The sequence below is a fragment of the Lactobacillus sp. PV037 genome (genome assembly GCF_014522345.1).
In the GTDB taxonomy this organism is placed as follows: domain Bacteria; phylum Bacillota; class Bacilli; order Lactobacillales; family Lactobacillaceae; genus Lactobacillus.
In genome coordinates this window covers 71,046-97,390 of record NZ_CP041987.1, presented here as the reverse complement: position 1 = coordinate 97,390, position 26,345 = coordinate 71,046, and the positions used below count along the sequence as shown (strand labels likewise).

Sequence of the window (26,345 nt, the reverse complement as noted above, 5' to 3'; positions counted from 1 at the left end):
ATCTTATAGCCTATTAAATATTCTAACTATAAAATAAAAATACCTATATTTCCCACTTAATTCACTTATATCAATAGGATGCATCTTTATAAACTTTCGTGCTTTCTTTACGTCAGCATTTAATTGGCGAAACCCACTTTTATATATAAGTTGCAAACTATTTATTATCATCGCCGGAAGAGCTTTATTTACCAAAAAAGGATATTTTTTTTCTATAAAATTAAACTGATTATATCTAAAATCAAAAGCATCTTTTATGTCTTTTATATTAGTAGAATGCATAAGACTATCACTTCTTTGGAAATAAAAATATAGATATTCATCAATGAAGGCTATCTTATCAGCACGATCAACAACTTTATACATAATTCCTAAATCTTCAAATTTTTTACCAATTGTAAACTGTAAATCATTAAATAAGTCTTTTTTATATATTTTATTACAAGTATAACTCCCCACTACGGAATCATCTAAAATTAAACTTAGTGCTTCACTTTTAGAAATCTCTTTGTACTGTTTTTCATTCAAATAACTTCTTTTTTTATTAATTAGAGTTCCCTTTTCATTTACAAAAGATAATTTAAACATTCCCATATCAGCTTTTGTATTAATTACCGCATTTAAAGTGTGTTCACACAAATACGGAGATACCCTGTCATCACTATCAACGAATATTACCCACTTACCTTTTGCTTTACTTATGGCATTATTTCTAGCTGCAGCAACCCCTTGATTTTCTTGATAAAAATAATGTATTCTCTTTTCCTGACTAAATCTTAAACATTCATTTTTAGTATTATCCGTTGATCCATCATCTATTACAATAATTTCGATATTTTTATAACTTTGATTAACTAAAGAATTTAAACATTCAAAAATATATTTTTCACCATTGTACACTGGAACAATTACACTAATTAATTCATTTTTCATTTAGCGCCTCTTCTTTCTCTATATTTCTTTAGTTTAAATTTAGTTAGTATCTTGGCAAGCACATATATCTCCAGAATAATAATCAAGGTATTTTTAGACCACAATAAATAAAAACGTTCTACCACTGAATAATAAAAAGGTCCTATAGCAAGATAAGAATAAATTAAGGTTGTAACATCTAATATATAGGGATTAAATTTTTTCTTCTTTATTATCAAATAATATAGTGAATAAAATAGAGCTTCAATGCTAGTTAGAATAATTATTCCCCATACACCAAAATCACTATAATACCTTCTAAATGGCGTATATACATTACCTAATGCCCAGTTATTAAACACACGAAATTCCAAATTAGAATGGGAGGGAATATTAAATCCAAAGCTTTCCCATAAATTAGAAAAAGTTTCCTGACCTATATAAAAATGAGGTAGTCCCCCCCCATTCTTTAAAAATAAATCAAATAATTTAATAGGGGCACCTATATATATGGCCAAGTAGTCCCATGTAGAATATGTACTTGTACGTCCAACAACTCCTCTAAAAATTGAAAAACTTATTAATGCTAATACTAATCCCACTATAATTTTTAAAGTGGCTTTTTTACTTAACTTTTTATTCTTATTTAATTGCTTGTATTTTACGTAATACATAATTATAAAGGCTAAAAATAGTTGAATTATGGGATTTCTCCCACCTGTCAGTAATGAACAAGCAATAAATATAATTATCGGTGTAAAATGTAATATCTTCCATACAAAATTACTTTTTTTCTTAGCCACTAAAAATTGGACAATAATCCCCATATATATATATGCTAGTGCTGTCATTAATCTATAACTATTAAGTGAAAACGAAGAAAGACCTGTTCCCGCATCACCTAAGGAACCAGCGTCTCTATAATTTCCTATCATTTCACTTAAAGAAGAGTAACTTCCTATCATAAGACTATGATTTCTCACATTCTTAAAATAAGCTATAAACCCAATAACTTCAAAAATAATCAAAAGACAGCTTATTACTGGATTAATATCCGCATAATAAGTTGAATTTTCTTTTTCAACATAATCATAATTAAAGTTCTCTTTTCTAATAGAAACCTTTGAAAAGATAATAAATACTATAATTCCGACTAGTGTATAAGTAGTTATTCCAAGTATTAAAAGACTAAAAGTCGTATTTCCAATATCTATTCCCCAAGTATTAGATTCACTAATAAAAAAACAAATACTTATAATATACATTCCCAATACTATATTAGATGGAAATGCCCAATCTCTTTTTGTTACATTGAAAGAAATAAACAAGTAGATTATGACGATTAGCAAAAAGACATACATCTTCATATCTTTCTCCCTTTTTACTTCTAGTTATATGCTTTATGTCTTTGATTTAAATCATTATAATATTATAATTTTACAAAAATATAATTTTCTATTCAGCCTACTCCGAGATAAAGTTTATCTATCTTTTCTATATTGTCTTTCTCTAATTTTCCGAAAAATTTTATTAGGAATTAATCCTATGAGTATAGGCTTAACAATATACGGTAATCCTTTAAAGCCGTACCCCAAACTTTTAAATCCTTTATATCGTAATTTAGCTTCATTTATTCTATCCTTCATAGGGCGATACTTTTTATACGGGTTTCGATCAATATAATATTTATACAAATTATCTTGAATATTGTAACCTTTATAACCTCCTGCATATAATCTTAAGAACAAATCATAATCTTCCCCCCGCATCGTTTCTTTTGCAACTCGATATCCCTTAACTTGCTTTAAAGTTTTCTTTCGAAACATAACCGAAGGATGAATATACGGATTACTCCATAAAAATGAATCCTTAGTTGGTATTTCAGGTGTTTTATATTCTCCCCATCTACCATCTTTATCAAAAACAGTAGCCGTTGTTCCTACAAAATCATACTTAGTATTTTTATCTAAAAAATCTACTTCTCTTTCCAAGCGTGTTACTTCCGATATATCATCATCATCTTGAGCTGTAATATAATCTCCTTTTGCCACTTTAATCATCTGATTTTTCGCATAAGCTAATCCATGATTATGGGAAGACTCTATAACTTGAATTCTCACATCTAAATTTGCTAATTGATTTATATATTGAGACGTTTTTCCATTATCTGTGGATCCATCATTATATATAATTAATTCCCAATCCTTAAAGGTTTGATCTAGTATAGATTGTACACTATTGTATATTTGAGAATAATTTTGACAATTAAATGTTGACATTAGAACTGAAATTTTTGGCATTTTTTATCCTTCACATTTTTTCTACATTCAAGGTGCTATTAATTTTATTCGTAACTTAAAATATATTATTGATTCAAATTTAACCTTATTTCTTCTTGATTGTCATTTGTAAGTTTTAAAATGGTATTGCTAGGTACTTCTCCTGATACTACACATCCTGCTCCAATAACACAATTATCCCCTATACTCGTTCCTTTAAGAATAATGACATTACTACCAATCCAACAATGTTTTCCAATATTTACTGGTGCCGACTTATATCCCTGATATTTTATAGGTACATTGGGATCTCTAAATCTATGATTATGATCATAAATTTTGACACCTTCACCAAATAATGTACCATCACCAATTTTTATAGTTTGAAGTGAATTTATTGAACAATAATTATTAAAAAAACAATTTTTTCCAATCTCTACTTTACCATCTTTTCCTATAGTTACACTCAATCCTTTTCTCCAAGTAGTATGAGCTCCTATTATTAATTTTTTCCAAAATAAAATTAATAATACCCACTTTTTTAAAACAGCTTTTCCATGATAATAAGCACTTAAAATTTTCATTTTATTTTCCTAGATATATTTTTATATACTCTTTTTTCATAACTTCTGTATTATAATGATTAATAATTTGTTTATAGGCTTTATCTCTTACCTCTTCACAATTTAAAGAATTGGTCAACAATATTTTGAGTATATTAATAAAATCATTCTTTGTGCTCCCAATAAATCCATTAATATTATTTTTTATCACATCATTATTTCCAGGAATATCAGAAACAATACAATACTTTTTTAAGTACATTGCTTCTAATAAACTCATTGGTAGCCCTTCCCATTTAGAAGGTAAAAAAAACGCATCTGTACTTTTAGCAATTTCTAGTGCCTTTTTTCTCTCTACCCAACCGGTTATTGTAATATTAGGTGCCTTCAATTTTTCACGTAATTCTCCATCACCAATCCAAATAAATTTAATATTAGGTAATGCCTTTGCTACTTCATTAAACATCTGAGGATTTTTCTGTTCACTAATTCTTCCTAATGTAAATACTGTAAATTCATTATTTTTGGGTATATCTTTTATGCTATCAAGTTCTTCTATTTCAATCCCATTTTCTACATATACGGCATTTGGAGTTAACTTTAAAGTTTCGCGATGCTCTCCCAAACTACAACTAATCGTAGTCGTATTTTTTCGCGCACTTATCTTTTCAATTAATTTATAAGCAATTCTTTTAGACTTACTTGAATTTTGCATTAAAAAACTGTAACCATGGGGTGTATAAAAGACTTTATGCTTTTTATTGTTTATTCCCCATCGTCCTAGGATACCAGCTTTACTACTATTTAAATGAATGATGTCTGGATTTATTTCTTTTACTACTTTTCGCAACTCAACAAATGCTTTTAAGTCTTTTTTTAAGTTTACTTCTCTTGTAAAATCTTTAATTTTAACCCAGTGAATATCTTTAGGAAAATATTCTTTAAAATTTTGAGGTGTTTGTTTTCTTAATCCATAAGCAATATAAATATTAAAATCATTGTCTAATCTATTTGCCAATTCAGCTAAATATGTAAATATTCCCCCACCGAATGCTTCCACAACATAAAGAAGTTTGAGTTTACTGTTTTTATCAATTTTTTTCATAAATTTATTTTCTTTACTTAGTATAAAAGCCAGTCGACTAAACTAGCCAACTGGCTTTTTCTAATACCCACTATTTGGTTTAAACAATACACCAACAGTCTTAAAGATAATTCCCATATCATAGAAAAAGCCACTGTTGTTAATATAGTCTAAATCTAATTCTACCATTTCGTCAAAGTTAGCATCATTGCGCTTAGTTACTTGCCAAAGACCTGTACAACCTGGAGTAACTTTTAAACGTTGTTTATCATATTCTGTATATTCTTCAACTTCAGAAGGCAAAGGTGGACGTGGCCCAACTAAGGACATCTCCCCTTTAAAGACATTTACCAATTGTGGTAATTCATCTAAGGAATGACTTCGAATAAAGTGCCCAATCTTAGTTACCCGCGGATCATCTTTAATTTTAAACATGGCTCCATCAATTTCGTTTTGATCTTCTAATTCTTCAACCATTTGGTCTGCATTAGGTACCATGGAACGAAACTTGTAAATCTTAAACTTCTTGCCATCCTTGCCAACTCTCTCTTGGCTATAAAAGACTGGACCACCATCTTCTTTATGGACTTTATAAGCTAAGTAGCCAAATAAAGGAGAAAGTAGTACCAAACCTGCGCCACTTCCAACTATATCTACACTTCTTTTAAAGAAACGGTAGAAAGGACGTTTCTTAACTTTTTTAGGGTTAAGTTCAACTTTTGTCACGTCCTCTTCCTCCATTCCTTGACTTTCTAAAATATCCAAAACTTTTTCTTCCTTCTAAGAGGTTGCCAATCTAAACTAACATTTTCTCCATTAATAATATCTTGAGCATTTTGCTTAAAAATGGCTACTACGTCACTCCCAGCCTCTTTACTCAACTTATCATATGCTTCAGTCATCTTGCTCTCACGCTTAGCTAAGCTATGAGCATCTGACGCAAAGGTTGCAACTTGCCCCGCTGCAATTAATCTCTCACTTAAATCTGCAATCTTGTTACCAAAGACTCCCACATAAGAACTGGCAGTAACTTGAGTTAAACAACCTTGTTCCAAAAATTTCTGTAGTAGCTCTGGCTCTTTCAAGATGCGACTATTTCGTTCAGGATGCACGATTATTGGCGTAATTCCTCGTGCTAACAACTGATAAGTCATCTCTTTTGCATATAAGGGTACATCTTCACTAGGCATTTCTAGTAACATGTAAGTTCCATCTTCATCACAAAATAGAATGTCATCACTATCCAACGCAGCTGGGATCTCACTACTTAACCGAACTTCTTGACTAGGGAAAATGGTTAAGTCAATTTTTTCTTGTTTTAATTGTTCTTGAAACTGCTCAGTTAACTTAATTACATCTTTTTTGTGATTGCTATAACGCCCATTTAAATGATGAGGTGTCATTAAAGCATGAGTAATTCCATCTTCAACTGCAGCTTTTGCCAGCTGAAGTGAGGTTTCCATATCAGGTGAACCATCATCAATCCCTGGCAAAAGATGAGCATGAATATCAACTAAAACCATTTTATTTTCCTTTGTCATCGTAGCCATAGCCATATCCGTAACCATAGCCATTGGCCCCTGTACGCACATCATTCATAATATAACCCAAGATACGTGTCTTAGTCATCTTTAGTAATTCAACTGCACGCGCAATTCCAGCTTTTTGGGTTACTCCTTCACGTACAACTAAGATTACCCCATCCATTTCACCAGCCAAAACTTGACTATCAGAAATTTCTAAGACAGGTGCCATATCAATGATTACCATATCATAATGGTTTGAGACATTATCCAAAAAGTCATGCATTCTCTTAGAACCTAGTAGTTCTGAAGGGTTTGGTGGAATTGGACCAGATGGTAATACTGATAAATTGTCTACTACTCCTGATTTAACTATATCGCTTAGATTTATTTCAGCTGATTCAGAAGTTAAAATTGTTGTTAACCCTGCTTTATTAGGAATATTAAAGGTTTGATGAAGAGTTGGACGGTGTAAATCAGCATCAATTAGTAAGACCTTTTTACCAGATTGTGCCATCGTTACAGCTACATTCGCAGTAACGGTTGATTTCCCTTCAGAAATATTAGCCGAAGTAAAAGCTAATTTTTTAATTTGTTCATCAACACTCATAAAGTTGATGTTAGTTCTGATTGTTCTAAATTGCTCTGCAACAGGGCTTTTGGGTTTGGCAACTGTGATCAGTTTAGCACCATGTTGCATTGTTTCATTTGTACCACGTTTATTACGTCTAAATCCTGCCATTGGGTGCCTCCTTAAACACGCTTACCTTTGCTTTTATCATCTTTACCATTAACTTTAAAATTGTTAGATAAGCGGAAATGAGTAACTGTTCCTAAATTAGTTAATCCAAGATCTTGGGTTAAGTATTCATCACTTCTAACAGTAGTATTCATTGCATCCCGAATAATAATTATTGCAAAACTAATTAAGAAACCAATTACAAGACCTGCAGCTGTAAACAACTTAGTGTTCGGGAAACTTTTTGCTCCTTTGTTAGCAGTTGAAACAATTGTCACGTTATTAACGTCCATGACGCTTGTAATCTTCTTCTTGAAAGAATTTGCTACTGCGTTAGCTACTGCTTGAGCTTTTTCAGGAGTATTAGCTTTAGCAGTAATTGTAAATACTTGGGAATTTTGCTGAGTTTGCACTGAAATCATCCCTTGTAACTTTTGGGAACTAATTTCATAACTCTTTCCATCACGTTCAACAACTGCTGGGGTAGCCTTTGAAACTAAAACTCGATTACCAGCTGCATTACGACGATAGACAGCTTTTTTAGCTTTTTTAACTACTTTAACTGGATTTGCTAAGTAAGATGATGCATCTTTTAAAACCACTGGACTGGTAATTAAATCCTTATAAGTATTAATTACCTGAATATTGGCTTGTTGCATTGTATATGCAGCGTTCGGATCGTTGCGATCCTTTTTTTGGTTAACAAGGATTTGCGTACTTGAACTATATTTTGGTGGAATTACAAAAGCAGCGACTGCAAAGCCAATAATTCCTAAACCAATCGTCCAAATAATAATCCGCCAAATATTGCTTTTTACTAAATTCCAGAGATATTTTAAGTCAATTGTATTTGTTTGTGTTGCCTTTTCTTCCATTAATTAATATTCTCCATCGTCCATTACGTTAATTCTATTAATTTCTAAGGATTGACGAATTTCGTTGTTAATACGTTGACGTTCTTTCTTATCAACCACTTCAACTTCCATTTGACCATATTTTTGATTGTTGATCATCTTACTTACTCCTTGAGCATGATCTGTTACTTCATGCTTAGTAGCTTGGCGATAATCTGTTCCAATCTTATACATTTGGGATAAAGTTAAGTCGGTTTGCATTTGAGTTGAAATTGATTCTAAGAAATCCTTATTCAAAAGTGTCTTAGGGGAGACAGACTTCTTAAGTAAACCAACAATAATTCGACGATCACGTTCTTGACGGCCATAATCTTGGTTAGGGTCCCCATGGCGCAATTGGGCAAATGCCAGAGCTTGTTTACCCATCATATGATAAGTCTTACCTTCTACAAAACTATATCCCATGTTGTTAAAGGTAAGAGGAGAAGTTACAGTAACTCCACCTACTTGATCAATGGCTTTCTTTAAGCCACCCATATTCATCAAAATATAACCATCAATTGGAACACTATAATATTTATCAAGTGTCTTAATTGTTTCACTTACTCCACCCAAAGTATAAGCAGAGTTAATCTTAATTGGTGAAACATTTGGATAATCAGGTAAACTTGCCTTCATATCACGTGGAATTGAAGTGATTCTAGTTGTTTCAGTCTTAGGATTAATTGAAAGCATCATAATGGTATCAGTTCTACCTTTCCAATGCCGATTCATTGCTCCTGTATCAATTCCTAGTAATAAAATATTAATTGGCTTCTTTTCTGCTAGTAATTTATCCAAATTACTTCTTGATTTATTACTTTTAGTAGTTTTAGATACTGGCGTATACATGTTATCACTAGCATCACGTAAGTTCTTATACATGTACCCAGCAAAGAATAGTGCCACTACTGCAGCTAAGCCAATAATAATCCAAAATACTCGCCAAAACTTCTTACGTCGATGATGGTGTCGACGGCGATGTTTTGATGAATTTCCTTTTTTATTTTCTTGATTGTCCATTACTTACTCACTTTCAAAGTAAAACCATTTTTGCCATTTAAGTGAATAGCTATTATTATAGTACACTATTTTTGGCAATAATATCGGTAATTTTAACAATAACTACTGTATTTTAATACTATTAGCTAGTTTACACAAGTTGTCAATTACCTCAAAAGTGTTTAGACTTGAAAGAAAAAGAAAATTTATTGAGGTTTTATTTTATGAAAACAATTTATTTAGTTCGCCACGGACAAACTTTTATTAACCGCTATGATAAAATGCAAGGCTGGTGCGACACCCCTCTTACTGAGCAAGGAATTGCGGGTGCAAAAAATGCTGGTAAAGAATTAACTAATGTTGATTTCGATATTGCGATTTCTAGTGATTTAAAACGTGCTAGCGATACATGTGAATATATTATAGAAGAAAATATTAATCGTAATGAACTTCAGCATATTGCTACACCATTTTTTAGAGAGCAATTTTATGGCTTTTTTGAAGGAATGAACTCTGATGAAGCCTGGCGGATGATTGGTGGCGGCCATGGCTATCCCAGACGAGAAGACTTGTTTACTCATGTGGACATTGATACTGTGAAAGATTACATGAAAGAAGCAGATCCTTATCATGATGCTGAAGATGCTCAAGAATATTGGAAACGTGTTGACAAGGGATTTGAGATGATTAAACAAATGGAAGGTGCTGACAAAATTTTACTTGTCAGCCATGGTTTTACCATTCGCAGTATTGTATCTCGCTTTGCACCTGGACAATATAACTTAGCTCACGGTCCACAGAATGCTTCAATTACTATTTTAAAGATGGATGATGAAGGAAAGATTAATGTAGATAGTTATAACAAAATGACACTAGATGCCTAATTCTAAAATATTTATTCCACTATTTTTACTTAAAAACCTCGCTACTAACTTATCCAAAAGTTGATAGCGAGGGTTTTTATCCCCAATTTAGCTCATCATATTTTCTTTGAATGAATTCTTTAAACAAAGGAAGTGTATAGCCTAACTTGCCTCGAATAATAGGTTTGATTAAGCCATATTTAATTAATTTAGTCCGGTAGCCATTTACATATTGCTTACTCTTGCCCATGTCTTCAATTATAGTACTAATTGTTCCATCTTTACCCATTGCATACAAAAATTGAAAGTCTATTTCTGTTAATTCGTGAGCAATTACATCATAGGCTTGGTTAAATAAAATATCTTTGAAGGCTAACTGTGAATAGTCCCATGCCTGAGCAAAATCTTTTCTTTCTATTAAATTTTCAAACATCAAGTCTCCAATTAATTGGAAAGCGTAGGCGTATCCTTGAGTAGCTACAGCCATTTTTTCAGCTTCTCTACTACTAATACCTAATACCTTCATGTAAGTTTGAGCCATTGATAGTGGTTGTAGGTTCTTAATATGAAACCGATCAGCACGAACTAAGAAAGTTAAGTTGTGAGTACTAGACAGTTCAGAAACTTCTTTTAATAATCCCGTCATAATAATCGAAACTTGAAGTTCATTGAGACTCCAATCATTGAATTCTTCTGCTAGTTTCTGGATTGCAGGTGTATTCGAAACCTCATCAATACAAAATACTACTCTCAAATTTGCTTGTTTTAATAACTTTAGAATTTTTGTTATTTCAGTTTTATAGTATATTTCATCATGTTTTTCACTGGCTTCTGCAAAATTCACCGAAATGAAAGGAAATTTAATTGAGATTGAAGTATTCCACTTTTTTACTTTTTCTAACATCGGAGCTAATTTAATATACATTATTCTAAACAAGTCATCAGTATTGTGAAGAGTAATCACAATAGTGTCCTCATACTTGTTCAATTCTTGTCCTATTTTATTCATAAAAACGGTTTTTCCTGAACCACGTACACCAGTAATGAAAAGAGAATAGGTAGGATGTTTTTTTGAGCGATGAATTTTATTAGCATATTTTTTTGCATCTTCATTAAAATCTAAATACAATTCCGGAATTCCACCAAATTCTGCATCAAATGGATTTTCTTCGTACATTAATTTCACCCTCTCACTTTACTTCATTTTACTTTTTTGTCCAATTCTTTACTTCATTTTACTTCATTTTACTTTTTTGTCCAATTCTTTACTTCATTTTACTTAGCAAAAACTCTAGCTAAAAAGCTAGAGTTTCAACCTACATTAATTCTTCACGTGCTTGTTCACGTTTTCTAAGCCATGGCATTACAAAACCAAGACCAAACAACACAAGGACAGTAATAATATTCATAATTAATTGGTGACTAAAGCCACTAGTTCCAAAAGCTACATTTTGTGGAATAAAACCTAGTGTTGCACATACAAATGTAAAGATTAGACACCAGAATCCGACAGTTAGCGCACCAGTTTTATTTTTGATGAACACATAACTTGAATGATATTTTTCTTGTTGCATCCGCATTGCTACAAAGGCAAAGAATACCCAACAAGTTTTATATGGAGAAATGATACCATTAACATTCAAAAGCCAATTGTAGATGGTATTAATATTAGGCAAAGTTCCAGTTAACAATAGTAAAAATAGGCTAAGTCCTGCAGTAATAGTATAACTATGGATTGGGCGACCGTTTTTATTCTTTTTTGTTAGCCATTTAGGCATAAATTTATCTGCTACATCCCCTGCAAACACTCTACTTGAAGCATCTAGCAACACTGCTAGTTGCGCCATCATAAAGACTGCCTGCACTACTGCAAAGATATACATCAAAATTTTACCCATTCCCAAACTTTGTCCTAGTAGCTGAAAGGCGTAGTAGGGGCCATTCATCTTAAAGTCATTTGGAATATGGTGAGCATTGAAAAACATCGCTAAAGCTAATGTCCCAAAAATCGTCAAAAATCCTGTCATCAATGCCAACATCCACATTGACTTAGGGAAATCACGCTTGGGATTTTTCATTTCAGAGACATAAGGTGCAGCTAATTCTGCCCCAGAAATTGCAAAAATCAAAAGTCCTGTTGTTGAAAAGTAATTCAAACTAAATGATGGCTTAAAGGCACCCCAGTTAAATGGTTGGGTAGCAATGTGGTGTCCGTGCATTACCGCATAACCTGCCAAAAGCACAAATAAAAACGACATGATAAACATTGCCCCACCACCAATTAAGGAAAGGACTTCCAGAGAATTTTTTAATAAATTTTCTAGCAAAATAAAAGCCAGAATGATTACAAAAGTTAAGATTCCAAACCAGAAGGTGGACATCTTTTTGTCTAAAGAATTATTTCCTAAAATCATCCAACTAAAAGAAACAATGACTGAGTTTGAAACATCCACAATATAAGGCACACTTTGAACCCAATACATCCAACTTGTCCAGTATCCTAAAGTGTCATTACTACTATGCCGTACCCAAGATGCAAGACCTCCAGCTTGATTATCAAACGTTAAGCTCATTTGTGCAGAAATTAACGCATAGGGCAAAACGTATGAAAAGAATAGAAAGATCCATGAGATAACTACTGAAAGCCCTTGGTTTTGAAAAGGATAAAAAATATTTTCAAAACTAATAATTGTTACAAAGTCAATTAAAGCAATAATTGGCCACGCCATATAGTGCTTCTTCTTAGGCTCAATGTATTCCATATGTTCCATAATTAAAAATTTACCTCCAAAATAAGTTTATTTTAATATTTCTGGGAAATACTTCTTACTTTGGTGGCTTTAATGGCAGCAATGGACTCAAAATTTTCACTTGTACTGCTCTCCAAAATCTTTATAATTTATCCATGAAAGGACATCTGTCCAAATTATATAGATTTTATAAAATTATTCAAGACTATTTTTCATTTAGACTAATCGGAGGTTTTTGTGAATTATTTAGATATTGCTCTAGGCAAAGATATTACCTTACCCCAAACTTCACAATGGAATTTTGTAAAGCTTACTGCTGATGTCAATCCAGCCACGCTAGCTGCCATTGTAATTGATGGTAAAAATCAGGCTGAACTTGAACTAATTCAAAAATTAAAAACTACTACTGGTCTCAATCCTCCCCTTATCAAACTTCCTTCTAATCCGGATGAACAAATGTTACAGAAAGTCTTTGCTCAAGCCAGTGCTTACTATGAAAAGATGGTACCCCAATATTTGCGAGATTTAATCAGCTTTTCTCAAACTCAACCAATAAGTTTTACTACTCCTGGCCACCATAATGGTCAATACTACGATAAACATCCCTCAGGAGTCGTCTTCAATCGCTTTTTTGGCAAAAATTTAATGTACGCTGACACCAGTGACACTGTTCCCCAACTTGGTGATATGATGACTCACGAAGGTGGGCCGTTAAGTGCTGAACAACAAGCTGCAAAGACATATCATGCGGACAAAGTTTATTTTTGCACTAATGGAACAACTAGTGCCAATTCAATTTGTAGTAGTGCCTTGCTAACAGAAGATGATTTAGTATTATTTGATCGTAATAACCATAAGTCGCTTTATAATAGCGCTTTAGTAATGACAGGAGCACACCCTGTTTATTTACCAACCGACCGTAACGCTTTGGGACTCATTGGCGAAATAAATTCTCAGGCTCTTAATGAAGAAGCAATTAGAAAAGAAATTGCCAAAGTTGATCCCCAGCGTGCAAAAGCTAACCGGCCCTTCCGTCTAGCCATTATTCAACTAGAAACCTATGACGGAATTTTTCAAAATCCAAAATATATTATTAACAAAATTGGACACTTGTGTGATTACATTTTATTTGATTGTGCCTGGGCTGGCTTTGAAAACTTTTTACCAATTATGGCAAAGATGTCTCCGCTTAATTTAGAATTAGGCCCTGACGATCCAGGAATTTTGGTCACCCAATCACTGCACAAACAACAAGCTGGGATGGGCCAAGCCTCACAAATTTTAAAAAAAGACAGTCATCTCAAGGGGCAACGCCGTTATGTAGATCATAAGCACTTCAATAATGCCTACCTTAAATTTGTAACAACTAGTTATTCTTATCCGCTTTATGCTTCACTAGTTGTTAATTCTGCTTTGACTGCTGGTAGTGGCAATAAGTTATGGTGGGATAAAATTCTACGACTAGGGATTGATTTTCGCAAGCAACTTTTAGCTAAATCACAGCTTTTCAGACCTTTTGTTTCTGAGAACTTTGCTAACTACACTACAGAAGAACTAGCAACTAATCCCCAACTTTGGGAACTTACTCCACAAGACAAGTGGCATGGTTTGAGCCAAATTGCTCCTCACCAAGCAATTATCGACCCAATGAAAATCACCCTTGCTACACCAGGAATTGATAATTTTGGAGCAAAATATACTGCCACTGGCTTACCGGCACCTATTGTTTCTGAATTTTTAATGGAAAAAGATATTATTCGTGCGAAAAATGACCTTTATTCTTTGCTTTTCTTATTGACCCCAGGTGATACTGAACAGGATTTAACTATCTTATTGGATGCACTCTTAGAATTTGAAGAACTTTACTTACAAGATGCTCCTTTAAGCCAAGTTTTACCAAAGTTAGCTGCGCAATATCCTGAACGTTATCGCGATTACACTATTCAACAGTTGGCCAATGAAATGCATAGATATTACTCCGGTAATAAAACTTTTTCTCTTCAAAAAGATTTATTTGCAAAAAAGGTCTTTCAAAATTACTCTTTGACACCAAAAGTTGCTGACCAAAAGTTTATGAAAAACCAAAGTGAGTTAGTGGACTTAGCGCAAGTAAAAAATCGCATTGCTTTAGAGGGAGCTCTACCTTATCCACCAGGGATTTTTGTAGTTGCACCAGGAGAAATTTGGACTAAGACAGCTCAGCAATATTTTGAAGTTCTGCTTGGCGCAATTGAACAATTCCCTGGATTTGTACCGGAAATTCAAGGAGTCTATTTTAATAAAGATAAAAATGGTACACTAAAGGTCCAAGCGGAAGTTTTGAAAGAAAATAATTAAGGAGAAATTGCAAATTATGAGTTTATCTTGGAAAGAAAACTTACCTCAAGAATTACAAGAAAAAGTTGCTACGGTTGAAAAGAAAATTCAACCCCGATTAGAAGAAATTGACAATCAAGTTCTTTATAATCAACAACGTGTTTTAGACTTATTTAGAAAGCATCATGTTGCCGAAGAAGATTTAGTTTCATCAACTGGTTATGGTTATGATGATGCTGGGCGTGATAAATTAGAAAAAATCTACGCAGACTACTTTAAAGTTGATGATGCCTTAGTACGTCCTCAATTTGCTTCTGGTACACATGCTATTACTGTTGGACTTTTCAGTATGCTCCGTCCCAAAGATACCCTTTACTACTTAACCGGTACTCCTTATGATACAATTCAACAAGTAATCGGTTTAGTTGGTGACAAACCAGGTAATATGCAAGAATATGATATTAATTTCAAAACCACTGAATTGAAAAATGGCGAAGTTGATTACGAGCAAGCTCGTCAAGATATCATGGATCCTACTATTAAAGTGGTAGCAATTCAACGTTCTCTTGGATATTCAACTCGTGCAAGTTTTACCGTTGAAAAAATCAAAAAAATGATTGAATTTATCAAAGAAGTTCGTCCTGATGTGAACATTTTTGTTGATAACTGCTATGGTGAATTCTCCGAAAGTATTGAACCTACCTTTTACGGGGCTGATTTAATGGCCGGTTCTCTTTACAAAAATGCTGGTGCTGGTATTGTAAAAAGCGGTGCTTTCTTAGTTGGACGTCAAGATTTAATTGATGCAGCCGGCAGTCGCTTAACAGTTCCCGGAGCTGGTAAAAGTGAAGGTGCTACATGGGGCTATCTACGTGATATGTATCAAGGTTTCTTTATGGCACCTCACACCACTGGTGAAGCAATTAAAGGAATGATTTATACTGCAGCTTTATGTGAAGAAATGGGAATGGATGTAGCACCAAAATGGGATACACCAAGAACTGATATTGTTCAAACTGTTACCTTTGGTAAACCTGACCCAATGGTGAAGTTTTGTGCTGCTATTCAACACTATTCTCCAATGAACTCCTTTGTTGATCCTATTCCTTACCATCAAGAAGGATATGAAGATCAAGTTGTAATGGCTTCTGGGAGCTTTATTGAAGGTTCTACTATTGAACTATCTTCTGATGGACCACTTCGTGACCCTTACATGCTTTATATTCAAGGCGGTCTCTCTTATGCACATGATAAAATTGCCATTACCCGAGCAGTAAAAGATACTTTTTATAATGACAAATAGCAAAAATGATCATCTAATCTAAATAGATGATCATTTTTTCTATAGAAAAGTAATAACATGTTGTTTCGGCCGTGAGGATACCCTTTTGATAATAATTTATCCCCTTACCTAAGCTCATTATTGATAAAAATACTATTTTGTTAATAATTATGTTGTTACTCTAAGCTAATTATCGACAAAACCCCTATTTTGTTAATAATTATTCTTGATTATAAACACTATTCTCAACAAATACTAATTTTGTACGTTATACTTTTCCTCACTTAGCACAATTGACCGATATATTAACACGGTAATAATGTAATAAATTACATATAATACTCCAAAAAGAGTAAAGGGAATCCAAATTTGATTATACGGATTAGCAAAAATTATCTTAAAAAGTTGTAAACCACAAATTACATCTAATACTCCTAAAAGTGCCGGTAAAGCAAATAGAACACCAATCTCTTGGAAAATAGATACTGTTAACATTCTGGATTGAACACCAATTTTTTCTAACATCCTATAGCGAGGTACATCTTGGGCAGCACCGCTTAATACCTTAAACATTAATGTAGAAGCAAGCATTGCTAAAAATGCTAATCCTAAAAAGAAGCCCATAAATTCAAAGCCTGCTGCTAAACCTGAAATTGTCTCATAAATATCTACTTTTGTGTTGAGAGAATTTTTGAAATCAGTTGGCATCCCTGCTAACCCCAAAGCCTGCAATTTTTTAATATTAGCAAAATTTTGCTTAAAATGTGCAAGCTTAAGTAAGTATATCTTCTCAGTTTTGCCTTTTGTCTGAGCAAACTTTTTAGTTGAAACTACTGTAAATTTTGCTCCCAATTTTGGTAAAAATTGTGCAAATTCGATATTTTGATCAGAATTCTCAGTCATTACTTGCTTAAGTGAATAAGTAACTGTTTTGAACTTATACTGACCATTTTTTTCATAGCTTTTTTGCGTTTTAATTCCTTGGTCAATACTCTCTTCTGATACATAGTAACGTGCATTCCCTTCTGAATCTTTGCCTACTTCTTTGGCTGAAATTACGGCTTGATGTTGCACCTCTACTTTTTTCAATTGTTTTTTAATTGCTGCATCTTTTTGGTACAAAATAGCGTCATAGTAAACAGACTGTAATTGTTCATCAGTCAAGCGATTAAAATTCAGCCCAACAGTAATCGCTCCTAAGGCTAAGGCAAAAAGTAAAGAAATAACTGATAGCAACCGTGTATAGCTTTTCAGACGAAATTTTAATTGTCCCAAAGTAAAAGAGTGGAGCTTGTGATAGTGAAATTGCTTAGTGTTACGTAACATATCAATTACCACACTAAAGACAGCATCAAAAGTAAAATAAGTTCCAACAACAATCGCAAAGAAACTAATTCCAATTCCCGCATTCTTGAGTTTAATAATATTAAAAATTGCCCAATATCCTAATGCTAAAAGTCCAATTCCTAATAAAGCTTCAATACCACGCCAAATCTTATTTTTGCTAAATTGCACCGGCTTGGTATCTTCTTTTAAAAGTAAGATAATCTTGGTCTTAACTAACTGACGACGATTCCAAAGAGCTGCCAAAAAGAATAATGCTGTAAAAAATATTCCTGTGCCTATTATTGCCGGGAAATAAAAGCCAATGAATTGATGGATTAAAAGACCCAACGACTTCACTAAGAGAGTTGCTACCCATTGAGTAAGTCCTATTCCAATAACAATACCAATTCCTGTTGCAACTAACCCTACAATCAATGTCTCTACGAAAATTAATATTCCTATTTTTGCTGGCCGTGCTCCTAACATCATATAGGTGCCATATGTCTTTTTACGCATACTTAGCAAAAAATTATTGGCATAGATCAAATAAATTAAAATAATAATGGCTAGCAATGCAATTCCAAATTTAAAAATTTGCTGCGTCATTGAAAATTTTACAACTGCTACGTTACTCTTTAAAAAGCTTTGATTAAGGGCAATTGACAAAAACATATAAAAAATTGCACTAGCCAGCGTTAACCCAGAAAATAAAATTAAGTAATCTTTGAAACGAGTTTTAATGCCATTGAGAGCTAATTTAATAAGCATTTATTTTCCTTTCTTTTATCGTTGACCTAATTTACTAATAATCTTTTGATAGAATTCTTCCCGACTCTCATTATCCTTTCGCAGTTCTTGACCGATTTTACCATCTTGGATAAACAAAATTCGATCTGCATAAGAAGCAGAATAAGGATCGTGGGTAACCATTAAGATCGAAACCTGATCATTTTTATTTAAATCACTCATTGTATTTAAGAGTTCAGTCGCACTTTTTGAATCTAAGGCTCCTGTTGGTTCATCTCCAAACAAAATTGCTGGATCATGAATTAATGCACGGGCAGCAGCGACCCTTTGCTTTTGACCACCAGATATTTCGGCAGGATATTTTTCCAAAATTTTTTCAATTCCCAAGCGTTTAGCAATTTTTCTAACTTTTATTTCTATTTGTTTGGTTTTTACATTTTGCAAAGAAAGTGGCAAAGCAATATTTTCTTGGTTAGTTAAATTATCTAGCAAGTTGAAATCTTGAAAAATAAAGCCTATTTCTTGTCCACGAAAATCTGCTAATTGCTTTTTCTTTAGTTGAGTAATATCTTGGCCATTGATGACTACTTTCCCACTTGTTGGCGTATCCAGTGTTGATAAGATATTTAAAAGAGTTGTTTTACCAGAGCCAGATGCTCCCATAATTCCCACAAACTCTCCTTTTTGTACTTCAAAATTGATTCCTCTTAATGCTGTATATTGTCTCTTTCCCTGTTTTCCATAAGTTTTCACAAGATTCTCTACTTTAACAATTGTTTCCATACTTCACCTCATTAAATTGATATAGTGTAATACTTATCTCATACACTAATATAATACCGATCAATAAATCTCTTGTAAAGTATCCAAGGCCAATTTTTTGACTTATTTTTAATTTGGATTATTATGAAAATGAGAAGCATCTCATAAAGAATTAAAAAGTAGTTAAAGAGATCACTATAAAGTTGGACAATACCAATTAAATCCACGTAGTCAGCTTAATAATTACTATGTGTTAGTGTATTTTTTCTACAATTACTACAAACTAAATTTAACAACAATTTCGTTTTAACGATTATGATTATTCAGGTAGAGGTAATCATAGCTGGACAATTTTCTATGTATTTTTTTAGAAATAGGAAATAATAGAACTGGCATTTCCTCAACATTCTAACCTCAACCAAAGGTAAATTTCCTTATTCAATTTTATTTTTTAATACTTTTTAATTCTTTACTCTCTGAAGGAGTCTTATGCAATCTAGCTAGTCAGATTGCATAAGACTCTTTCTTTTTGCTTGAATGAGTTTTCTCAACTATAATTATTTAAGCAATCACATAAAAAGTAGGTGAAAATAAATTTGATAACTAATAAAATACAAAAGAAAAAGGCCTTTTTGGCCGGAGTCAACATTAATGAGCCTAATTTTGATTACTACATGACTGAATTAGATGAATTGGCTCAAGCTAATAATTTAGAAGTAGTAGGACAAGCTAGCCAAAATGCCGAAAGCATTGTCGCAGGAACATATTTTGGCAAAGGAAAAGTTAATGAAATTAAACATTTAGCCCAAGGCCTTGGAGCAAAAGTTCTCATCATTAATGATGAACTAACTCCTACTCAGATTCGTAATTTAGAATCACTAACTAAACTAGAGGTTCTAGATCGTACAGAGTTAATTCTAGAAATTTTTTCAAATCGTGCCAAAAGTCGCCAAGCTAAATTACAAGTCCAACTTGCTCGCCTTCAATATGAATTACCACGCTTGCATCCATCCGAAAATAATTTGGATCAGCAGCGTGGTGGTGGCGGATTTGCCAACCGTGGTGCTGGTGAAACTAAGCTTGAAATGAATCGTAGAACAATTGGAAAGCAAATTAGTGCTATCAAGAAAGAACTTAAAGCTATCACTAGACAAGAAGAGATTAAATCATCAAGACGTAATAATTCAAATCTTCCTAAAGTTGCCTTAGTTGGTTATACGAATGCTGGTAAATCAACTACAATGAATAACTTATTAGCAACTTTTACTGAAAATTTTGAAAAGAAGCAAGTCTTTGAAAAAAATATGCTTTTTGCTACCTTAGATACTAGCGTTCGGCGAATTGACTTAAATGATGAATCTAGTTTTATTCTTTCAGATACAGTCGGCTTTATCTCTAAACTTCCACATAATTTAGTTGAATCATTTAAAGCTACTCTTCAAGAAGCTAAAGATGCAGATCTTTTAGTAAACGTTGTAGACAGTGCTGATCCAAATATGGTTCAAATGATTGATACCACCAAAAAAGTCCTGGCAGAATTAGGGATTAGTAATATTCCCATGATTACTGCATACAATAAAGCCGATTTAACCGCTAGAAACTTCCCTCAAATTGAAGGAGATGACATTCTTTATTCCGCAAAAGATCCTCATTCAATTAACTTGTTAGCTGATCTAATTACTAAACGTATATTTGCTAGCTATGAAAAAATTGATCTCCTCCTACCAATTAACGCTGGTAAAGAAATCTCTTATTTGCATGAACATGGTCAAGTAAGTAAAGAGGATTACCAAGATGATGGCATTCATGTTAGTGTGCGTTTAAGTCAAAAAGACATGCAAAAATTTAAACAGTACATAAAATAAAAAGTCAGGATTATTTCCTGACTTTTTTAGTATGTTGCTTATTCTTCTTTGTTTTCTTAGCATGATGTTTTTTATGGGGCTTATTTTTTACTTTTACTGAGACTACAACACCTGGGCGCATCATCCATCCACTTAAGACTCCACTTTTATTAGCCTTGGAGGAATTGTACCCCATATTCATTCCTTCAGTACGAAACTTATATTCAGCATGAGGAGTCAATTGTTCTACATCCGTAGAAATAACTGCTTTTAACTTCATTCCCTTTACAAACTCCACATAAGCACCAAAGCCACGATAAAAGTTCACTTTTCCCTTTTTAGTTTGATAATAAAAATCTACAGTAGTTGTTGAACCAATTTTTCCTTCATTTAGGTACAAATCTGAAAAAGTTTTATGCTTACTACGATATGCTTTTACTGTTTGTCCCGCATAAACTGTAATTGCCTTTTTTGATTTATATAGTTTTAAATTACTGGTAGCAGCACTTGCAGAATTACTAAAGATACAAAGTGGTAAGATAGCAGCAAGTAAAATAATTAATATTCTAGAGATAGTTTTCTTTTTCATAGTTCAAAGTAAAAATACGCCTAAACAGCGTATTTTTTAGTTTAATAAATTTTAGTATACAATTACAGGTTCATGAGTTGAAACATTATCCCAAACACTCTTAATTTCTGCTGGTCGAACGTTTACACACCCATGAGATCCACCTTTAAGATATGCAGTCTTAGACCAATCGGTTCTCCAACTTGCATCATGGAAACCACAGCCATCAACAGTAAATGGCATCCAATAACTTACTTTAGAGGCATAGCTTGAACCATCATCATTGGTTCCTCTTAATACACTAGGAGTTTGCTTATAACCAATGTACCAAACACCAGTTGGTGTAGCATCTGAGTCACCTTTGGAAGTAGTTACAGTACCAGTTACTACATCATCTAGCGTAACCACTGGTTTATTATTTTTATAGATCCACACTTTTTGAGCACTCAATGAAACTACAATATAATCTTTTCCTAAACCATGATTTGCTGTGATACCATACCCTGTTCCTTCATCAGTAAAGCCATCTCCAAAGATAGTACTTTTACCATCTACAGTTTTAGCACCACTACTCAAGCCATCTTCAATTGCTTTTACTGCTTGCGGAGTATTAATTGCCCAACCATAACTTTTATTTTGGATAGTAATGGTTTTACCAGTTGGGGTTTTGAAAGGATAAGAGGTACGTAAAGTGTTTACCTTTGAAGCAATAGCTTTAACTTGTTTAGTCAAAGTAGAAGCATCCAAGTAAACATATTTACCATCTTTGTAAGTTACCTTATTTAATACATCTTTAGCTTTAAAAGTATAATCTTTGCCAGCTAATTGATAAGTAGTGCTTCTCTTAGCAAGAGTAGATAATTTTTTAGCAGATTCATCAAGGTCTTGACTACCATAATTACGCTTAGTAGCATTTGGCATTCTGGTATATTGTTCATCAAAGTAAGTCTGAATTTGTTTTTTAGTAACCTTTTCTTCTCCTACTTGACTATAGATAACTTTTCCATTTTCTAAAGTTACTTGATTTTTACCAAGTTTATTAACTTTTTTGTAGGCTTGGTTAACAGTCAACTTACCAACACTTACGTCCATAATTTTAACATTTTCATTAAAATGGGACTTGTTATATTCTTGTGCAGCAGCATCTTGTTGAGCTTTTACATGCCCAGCAATTAAGCCTCCAACAACAAGCACTACTACCAAACCAACTATTGAAATTATCCAGGGAGTATAATTTCTAGCCTTTGGCATTTTCTCATTCATTATTCTTCTACCTTCTTTAAATCAATTCTACTTAGTCAACAATTTACGCTCTCATAGAACTTTTCTTTCCAGAATTTGTTTCTGATGTAGTTCATTATACCATCTCAAGCTAAGCAAGAATAGAGATACAGTAAAAAAGACCACTGATCGCATCGCCCAGTGGTCTTTCTCTATTCATTAAAGTACACGCACTCCGTATGATGGGTAGAAGTAGCTACTAATAGTAGCAGTAGTTACATTTTGACCTGGTTGTGGAGCATGAATGTATTGGTTGTTACCTAAGTAAATACCTACGTGGTAGTTACCCCAGAATACTAAATCACCTGGTTTTAAGTTTGAAATAGAAACTCTCTTACCAGCATTTAATTGTACATAAGTTGTACGACCAATATTCTTACCAGCAGCTTTGCTAAATACATAGGAAGTAAGTCCTGAGCAGTCAAAGCTAGATGGACCAGTAGCACCCCATACGTAAGGTTTACCAATTTGTTTCTTGGCTAAGTTAATAACTTTTTGAGCAACAGCTGAAGTATTAGTAGTGGTTGCTGCTGGAGCTTGAGAAACAGCTTTAACTGCCTTTTTCTTAGCCTTAGTCTTAGTTACAGTGTAAGTTGCGTCCTTTTCAGATACCCAAGCATCAGTTCCGATCTTGTACCAATGAACACCAGTTGAATCAACGGCATTATCAGTTACCTTATAAGTAGAACCAACTGCTAAAACTTTTGCAGTAGCTTTGCCGTGGTTGTATGAAGAACTGGCATTAACTTGTTTGTTAATCTTAACAGTCTTCTTTGTAGCTGCTTGCACATTGTGATGAGAAGCATCATTGTGTGAAGTAACTGCTACACCGGTTAAAGTTAAAGCAGCTGCGGCAGATAATTTGATAAAGTGACGTTTGATATTCAAAAAAATTCCTCCAAATAGGTTAGTTAAATTTGTAAATTTGTTTAAATTCGTAATTTCTTAATTGACAATTTTTATTGTAGACGTTCTTTGTTACAAAACTGTTACAAACATAAACCGAGCTAATTACAAAAAGCCATAAAAAATTACAAATAGATAGCAATTTTTTCAAATATTCATGATTCGCTCTTTTTGAGCTTATTAATTACTTTATCAAGAGCAATCTTTGTTTCTTCCCAGTCATTATTTTCTAACATATGAGCTTTCTCGGCTAACTCATTATTTAAATGTAAATCTCTTTTAAACTCCGCACTAGATAATCGTTTTTTAATTTCCACAACATCATCACCACGTTCGAGCAAGCGTTGCGTCAAAATTTGCGGCTCATTGACGGTTAAATAGATGAAATAAACTTTATCTCTTAAAGCATCTAAATATGACTTTACTCCATCTGTTTCAACTATTAGTGAAACAAGATCATTTTTTTCCCAGGCGCGTTTTAAAGCTTCTTTACTTGAACCGTATTGATAGTCCCCATATTTCACATGTTCAAAAAAGTGTAGTTTTTCAAAACTTTCATCACTTTCAAAGTAATAGGATTTTCCATCTACTTCTCCTTTTCTTTTAGGTCTTGTAGTATGAGTCACTACCCTAGGAATTTGATATTTTTCTTGCAAGTATTGCGACACCGTTGTCTTCCCTACACCACTTGGTCCCGCAATAATGATAATTCTACGCAAGCTACTACCCCTCTTTCTTGAAATACGATATTATATATATTAGTATTTCAGTGTTATTGAACACAAGAATTTTTTGAAAAAAGGTGTTAATTATGAAAAAATCTGAAGTTAAATTAGGACAAATTGTCGCTGCTACTTCTGAAGAAGAATTAAAATATCCTTTTGAAGGAAAAGTAGATAAAATTTATGAGAACTCTGCTTTGCTTGCAATTACCTCTTACGATCCTAAAGATGAAACTGCTGTTAGTGAATTAAATCATAAGATGGTTGTTAACTTTAAAAAATTGAAAAAAGTTAAAGCTCCTGCTAAAACAAAAGTAGCAGCTACAAATGATATCAAAGTTTCAAAAGTTGATGAAGATGATAAAAAATCTTCTAAGTAATTTAAAAGAGCAAGAATTCTCTTGCTCTTTTGTTATAAAAGGAATTCAATTTTATGCAAAAAAAAATTCAGAAATTTTTATTTTGGTTTATTTTAATTCAACCCTTTTTAGATTTCTACTGGCTTAATACTCCTCCACTATCAGAAATCTTACCTTTTTCGTTTCCAACCATCATTCGAATAATTGGAATTATATTTTTGGCAGGGATGTATTTAAGTAAAAAACAAAGCTGGCGACTTCTTAAGCGGCAATGGTGGATAATTGGTTACTTGATTATCCTTACTCTGTACTGTATATGTCACTTAGTACATGTAGCTCAATTTAAGTCACTTTCAGCAACTAGCTATCATTACTCACTAACTGCAGAAATTTTCTATCTTGTTAGAATGTTTTTACCGTTAATAGTTTTATACATTACTAAATATTTAAAATTCAGCGAGCAAACTATTGAGCACCTAGTACAAATTTTAGTAGGAACTTTTTCGGGAATAATTGTAATTACCAATCTTTTAGTAATTTCTTTACGCTCTTATGGTGATGGGCGAATTGGTGCTAACTTTTTTGCGTGGTTTACTCCCCACTACCTTTCCTACACTTTAACTGCTTCAAAAGGATTTTTTTACTTTGCTAATACCCTATCTGCTATCTTATTTATGCTAGCAGCTTTAATGATTTACTTTTTTATCAAAAATTTCAATTGGATCAATGGAATTTTGGTATTTTTATTAGGTTGGAGCATGTTGATGCTGGGGACTAAAACTTCAACTCTTGGTTTTATTATTGTCCTTGCAGCTTGGTTTATTCTTTATTTTATTCATGCTTTTATCTTTAAAAATATTCACTTTTCTTGGAAAATTATTACTTGTCTAATTGCACTTGGAGGAATTTACTTAGCTATTATTCCTGCTAGTCCAATGATTGCTCGTCAAAAGGCTGATGCGATGATGTTAGAGCGTGAAAAGGGGACAAAATACAGTGAACCTGTCCTTAATAAGAAATTAGCTACCGGTCTTAAAAAGACTAAAACAAAATCTGAGCGAGAGCAGTATTTAAAGTCTTTCATTAAGGAAAACTACCGCCACTACAGCTTAGATGAAAAATTTGTCAAAAAATCATACTCCTATAAAAATGATCCTGAATTTTGGTATGGTTTGATGACTGGGACTTCAACCTTAACTCGCCTTAACAACCGTTTTACTGAACAAGCAATGTTAAATCAGGTTGTAAAATATAACAACAATTCCGGCGACCGCTGGCTAGGAATTTCCTATGCTCGGACTTCTAATATTTTCAATTTGGAACGCGATTTTATTTATCAATCCTATAGTTTAGGGTGGATAGGAGCAATCCTATTTCTTGGAATATATATTATTAGTGAAATTTACGCTCTTATTGCCTGGGTCAACAATAAAAATAATCATAAATTATTAAATTCAGCTCTGTTACTGGCAAATGGAATTTGCTTAGTGGCTGCCTTTTATTCAGGAAATGTGATGGACTTTTTAACCGCAACTATTTTATTAGGATTTTTCACCGGTTATATGTTAAGTTTAATTACAAAAAAAGAATCTGCAGACTGAAGTGCCATAAGAAAGTTAGACAC

At 33.0% G+C, this 26,345-nt stretch carries 24 protein-coding genes; 6 read left to right on the top strand and 18 right to left on the bottom strand.

What is annotated here, in order from left to right; translation table 11 throughout:
- Window positions 1-3: 3 nt before the first annotated feature.
- From FP435_RS01000 to FP435_RS00955, 10 genes are all read right to left on the bottom strand, one after another.
- The gene (locus FP435_RS01000) at window positions 4-933 is read right to left on the bottom strand and encodes a glycosyltransferase family 2 protein (RefSeq protein ID WP_265483905.1); all 930 of its coding nucleotides are present in this window, start codon (window positions 931-933) and stop codon (window positions 4-6) included.
- Complete coding sequence (locus FP435_RS00995; RefSeq protein WP_265483904.1) at window positions 930-2,279, bottom strand: O-antigen polymerase; 1,350 nt, start codon at window positions 2,277-2,279, stop codon at window positions 930-932. The genes FP435_RS01000 and FP435_RS00995 overlap by 4 nt, the downstream gene beginning before the upstream one ends.
- 114 nt (window positions 2,280-2,393) lie before the next feature.
- Window positions 2,394-3,212, bottom strand: coding sequence for a glycosyltransferase (locus FP435_RS00990; RefSeq protein WP_265483903.1), 819 nt, complete (start codon window positions 3,210-3,212; stop codon window positions 2,394-2,396).
- A 65-nt stretch (window positions 3,213-3,277) separates the two neighbouring features.
- Window positions 3,278-3,775, bottom strand: a complete 498-nt coding sequence (locus FP435_RS00985; RefSeq protein ID WP_265483902.1) for an acyltransferase — start codon at window positions 3,773-3,775, stop codon at window positions 3,278-3,280.
- Between the two features lies 1 nt (window position 3,776).
- Entirely contained in the window at window positions 3,777-4,859 is a 1,083-nt protein-coding gene (locus tag FP435_RS00980; RefSeq protein ID WP_265483901.1) for a glycosyltransferase, read from the bottom strand.
- Window positions 4,860-4,919: 60 nt separating this feature from the next.
- Window positions 4,920-5,579, bottom strand: coding sequence for a sugar transferase (locus FP435_RS00975; protein WP_265484616.1), 660 nt, complete (start codon window positions 5,577-5,579; stop codon window positions 4,920-4,922).
- 11 nt (window positions 5,580-5,590) lie between these two features.
- Entirely contained in the window at window positions 5,591-6,361 is a 771-nt protein-coding gene (locus tag FP435_RS00970) for a tyrosine-protein phosphatase (RefSeq protein WP_265484615.1), read from the bottom strand.
- 1 nt (window position 6,362) lies between these two features.
- Window positions 6,363-7,103, bottom strand: coding sequence for a CpsD/CapB family tyrosine-protein kinase (locus tag FP435_RS00965; protein WP_265483900.1), 741 nt, complete (start codon window positions 7,101-7,103; stop codon window positions 6,363-6,365).
- 11 nt (window positions 7,104-7,114) lie between these two features.
- On the bottom strand, window positions 7,115-7,975 hold the full coding sequence (locus tag FP435_RS00960) for a YveK family protein (RefSeq protein WP_265483899.1): 861 nt from the start codon (window positions 7,973-7,975) through the stop codon (window positions 7,115-7,117).
- Between the two features lie 3 nt (window positions 7,976-7,978).
- Window positions 7,979-9,016 (bottom strand): LCP family protein, encoded by a 1,038-nt coding sequence (locus FP435_RS00955; protein ID WP_265483898.1) that lies wholly within the window; start codon window positions 9,014-9,016, stop codon window positions 7,979-7,981.
- 203 nt (window positions 9,017-9,219) lie between these two features.
- Here FP435_RS00955 and FP435_RS00950 point away from each other — a divergent pair, with 203 nt between their 5' ends.
- The gene (locus tag FP435_RS00950; protein WP_265483897.1) at window positions 9,220-9,879 is read left to right on the top strand and encodes a histidine phosphatase family protein; all 660 of its coding nucleotides are present in this window, start codon (window positions 9,220-9,222) and stop codon (window positions 9,877-9,879) included.
- 76 nt (window positions 9,880-9,955) lie between these two features.
- Here FP435_RS00950 and FP435_RS00945 read toward each other — a convergent pair whose 3' ends face one another.
- Complete coding sequence (locus tag FP435_RS00945; protein ID WP_265483896.1) at window positions 9,956-11,035, bottom strand: P-loop NTPase fold protein; 1,080 nt, start codon at window positions 11,033-11,035, stop codon at window positions 9,956-9,958.
- Between the two features lie 139 nt (window positions 11,036-11,174).
- Window positions 11,175-12,629, bottom strand: coding sequence for an APC family permease (locus FP435_RS00940; protein WP_265483895.1), 1,455 nt, complete (start codon window positions 12,627-12,629; stop codon window positions 11,175-11,177).
- A 216-nt stretch (window positions 12,630-12,845) separates the two neighbouring features.
- Between FP435_RS00940 and FP435_RS00935 the strand changes: the two genes are divergently transcribed.
- Together FP435_RS00935 and FP435_RS00930 are read left to right on the top strand one after the other, a co-directional pair.
- Complete coding sequence (locus FP435_RS00935) at window positions 12,846-14,945, top strand: putative ornithine decarboxylase (RefSeq protein ID WP_265483894.1); 2,100 nt, start codon at window positions 12,846-12,848, stop codon at window positions 14,943-14,945.
- A 16-nt stretch (window positions 14,946-14,961) separates the two neighbouring features.
- Window positions 14,962-16,227: an aminotransferase class I/II-fold pyridoxal phosphate-dependent enzyme gene (locus FP435_RS00930; protein WP_265483893.1), complete on the top strand. Its 1,266-nt coding sequence runs from the start codon at window positions 14,962-14,964 to the stop codon at window positions 16,225-16,227.
- Window positions 16,228-16,461: 234 nt separating this feature from the next.
- Here the strand turns inward: FP435_RS00930 and FP435_RS00925 are convergent, their stop codons facing one another.
- Window positions 16,462-18,300, bottom strand: coding sequence for an FtsX-like permease family protein (locus tag FP435_RS00925; protein ID WP_265483892.1), 1,839 nt, complete (start codon window positions 18,298-18,300; stop codon window positions 16,462-16,464).
- 15 nt (window positions 18,301-18,315) lie between these two features.
- Window positions 18,316-19,062, bottom strand: coding sequence for an ABC transporter ATP-binding protein (locus FP435_RS00920; protein ID WP_265483891.1), 747 nt, complete (start codon window positions 19,060-19,062; stop codon window positions 18,316-18,318).
- A gap of 575 nt (window positions 19,063-19,637) precedes the next feature.
- On the opposite strand from FP435_RS00920, the gene hflX reads away from it, so the two are divergent.
- Entirely contained in the window at window positions 19,638-20,906 is a 1,269-nt protein-coding gene (gene hflX, locus FP435_RS00915; protein ID WP_265483890.1) for a GTPase HflX, read from the top strand.
- A 10-nt stretch (window positions 20,907-20,916) separates the two neighbouring features.
- Here the strand turns inward: hflX and FP435_RS00910 are convergent, their stop codons facing one another.
- From FP435_RS00910 to FP435_RS00895, 4 genes are all read right to left on the bottom strand, one after another.
- Entirely contained in the window at window positions 20,917-21,474 is a 558-nt protein-coding gene (locus FP435_RS00910; RefSeq protein WP_265483889.1) for a hypothetical protein, read from the bottom strand.
- Window positions 21,475-21,525: 51 nt separating this feature from the next.
- Window positions 21,526-22,716: a L,D-transpeptidase family protein gene (locus FP435_RS00905; protein WP_265483888.1), complete on the bottom strand. Its 1,191-nt coding sequence runs from the start codon at window positions 22,714-22,716 to the stop codon at window positions 21,526-21,528.
- Window positions 22,717-22,893: 177 nt separating this feature from the next.
- Window positions 22,894-23,622: a C40 family peptidase gene (locus FP435_RS00900; RefSeq protein ID WP_265483887.1), complete on the bottom strand. Its 729-nt coding sequence runs from the start codon at window positions 23,620-23,622 to the stop codon at window positions 22,894-22,896.
- 173 nt (window positions 23,623-23,795) lie between these two features.
- Window positions 23,796-24,359 (bottom strand): guanylate kinase, encoded by a 564-nt coding sequence (locus tag FP435_RS00895; RefSeq protein ID WP_265483886.1) that lies wholly within the window; start codon window positions 24,357-24,359, stop codon window positions 23,796-23,798.
- A gap of 92 nt (window positions 24,360-24,451) precedes the next feature.
- Between FP435_RS00895 and FP435_RS00890 the strand changes: the two genes are divergently transcribed.
- Together FP435_RS00890 and FP435_RS00885 are read left to right on the top strand one after the other, a co-directional pair.
- Window positions 24,452-24,742, top strand: coding sequence for a DUF2187 domain-containing protein (locus FP435_RS00890; RefSeq protein WP_265483885.1), 291 nt, complete (start codon window positions 24,452-24,454; stop codon window positions 24,740-24,742).
- A gap of 53 nt (window positions 24,743-24,795) precedes the next feature.
- The gene (locus FP435_RS00885; RefSeq protein ID WP_265483883.1) at window positions 24,796-26,322 is read left to right on the top strand and encodes an O-antigen ligase family protein; all 1,527 of its coding nucleotides are present in this window, start codon (window positions 24,796-24,798) and stop codon (window positions 26,320-26,322) included.
- Window positions 26,323-26,345: the final 23 nt, after the last annotated feature.

Excerpts from the sequence above, each read along its gene's own strand:
- FP435_RS01000 (WP_265483905.1), bottom strand. The coding sequence starts at position 933 with ATGAAAAATGAATTAATTAGTGTAATTGTTCCAGTGTACAATGGTGAA.
- FP435_RS00995 (WP_265483904.1), bottom strand. The coding sequence starts at position 2,279 with ATGAAGATGTATGTCTTTTTGCTAATCGTCATAATCTACTTGTTTATT.
- FP435_RS00990 (WP_265483903.1), bottom strand. The coding sequence starts at position 3,212 with ATGCCAAAAATTTCAGTTCTAATGTCAACATTTAATTGTCAAAATTAT.
- FP435_RS00985 (WP_265483902.1), bottom strand. The coding sequence starts at position 3,775 with ATGAAAATTTTAAGTGCTTATTATCATGGAAAAGCTGTTTTAAAAAAG.
- FP435_RS00980 (WP_265483901.1), bottom strand. The coding sequence starts at position 4,859 with ATGAAAAAAATTGATAAAAACAGTAAACTCAAACTTCTTTATGTTGTG.
- FP435_RS00975 (WP_265484616.1), bottom strand. The coding sequence starts at position 5,579 with ATGGAGGAAGAGGACGTGACAAAAGTTGAACTTAACCCTAAAAAAGTT.
- FP435_RS00970 (WP_265484615.1), bottom strand. The coding sequence starts at position 6,361 with ATGGTTTTAGTTGATATTCATGCTCATCTTTTGCCAGGGATTGATGAT.
- FP435_RS00965 (WP_265483900.1), bottom strand. The coding sequence starts at position 7,103 with ATGGCAGGATTTAGACGTAATAAACGTGGTACAAATGAAACAATGCAA.
- FP435_RS00960 (WP_265483899.1), bottom strand. The coding sequence starts at position 7,975 with ATGGAAGAAAAGGCAACACAAACAAATACAATTGACTTAAAATATCTC.
- FP435_RS00955 (WP_265483898.1), bottom strand. The coding sequence starts at position 9,016 with ATGGACAATCAAGAAAATAAAAAAGGAAATTCATCAAAACATCGCCGT.
- FP435_RS00950 (WP_265483897.1), top strand. The coding sequence starts at position 9,220 with ATGAAAACAATTTATTTAGTTCGCCACGGACAAACTTTTATTAACCGC.
- FP435_RS00945 (WP_265483896.1), bottom strand. The coding sequence starts at position 11,035 with ATGTACGAAGAAAATCCATTTGATGCAGAATTTGGTGGAATTCCGGAA.
- FP435_RS00940 (WP_265483895.1), bottom strand. The coding sequence starts at position 12,629 with ATGGAACATATGGAATACATTGAGCCTAAGAAGAAGCACTATATGGCG.
- FP435_RS00930 (WP_265483893.1), top strand. The coding sequence starts at position 14,962 with ATGAGTTTATCTTGGAAAGAAAACTTACCTCAAGAATTACAAGAAAAA.
- FP435_RS00925 (WP_265483892.1), bottom strand. The coding sequence starts at position 18,300 with ATGCTTATTAAATTAGCTCTCAATGGCATTAAAACTCGTTTCAAAGAT.
- FP435_RS00920 (WP_265483891.1), bottom strand. The coding sequence starts at position 19,062 with ATGGAAACAATTGTTAAAGTAGAGAATCTTGTGAAAACTTATGGAAAA.
- FP435_RS00910 (WP_265483889.1), bottom strand. The coding sequence starts at position 21,474 with ATGAAAAAGAAAACTATCTCTAGAATATTAATTATTTTACTTGCTGCT.
- FP435_RS00905 (WP_265483888.1), bottom strand. The coding sequence starts at position 22,716 with ATGAATGAGAAAATGCCAAAGGCTAGAAATTATACTCCCTGGATAATT.
- FP435_RS00890 (WP_265483885.1), top strand. The coding sequence starts at position 24,452 with ATGAAAAAATCTGAAGTTAAATTAGGACAAATTGTCGCTGCTACTTCT.
- FP435_RS00885 (WP_265483883.1), top strand. The coding sequence starts at position 24,796 with ATGCAAAAAAAAATTCAGAAATTTTTATTTTGGTTTATTTTAATTCAA.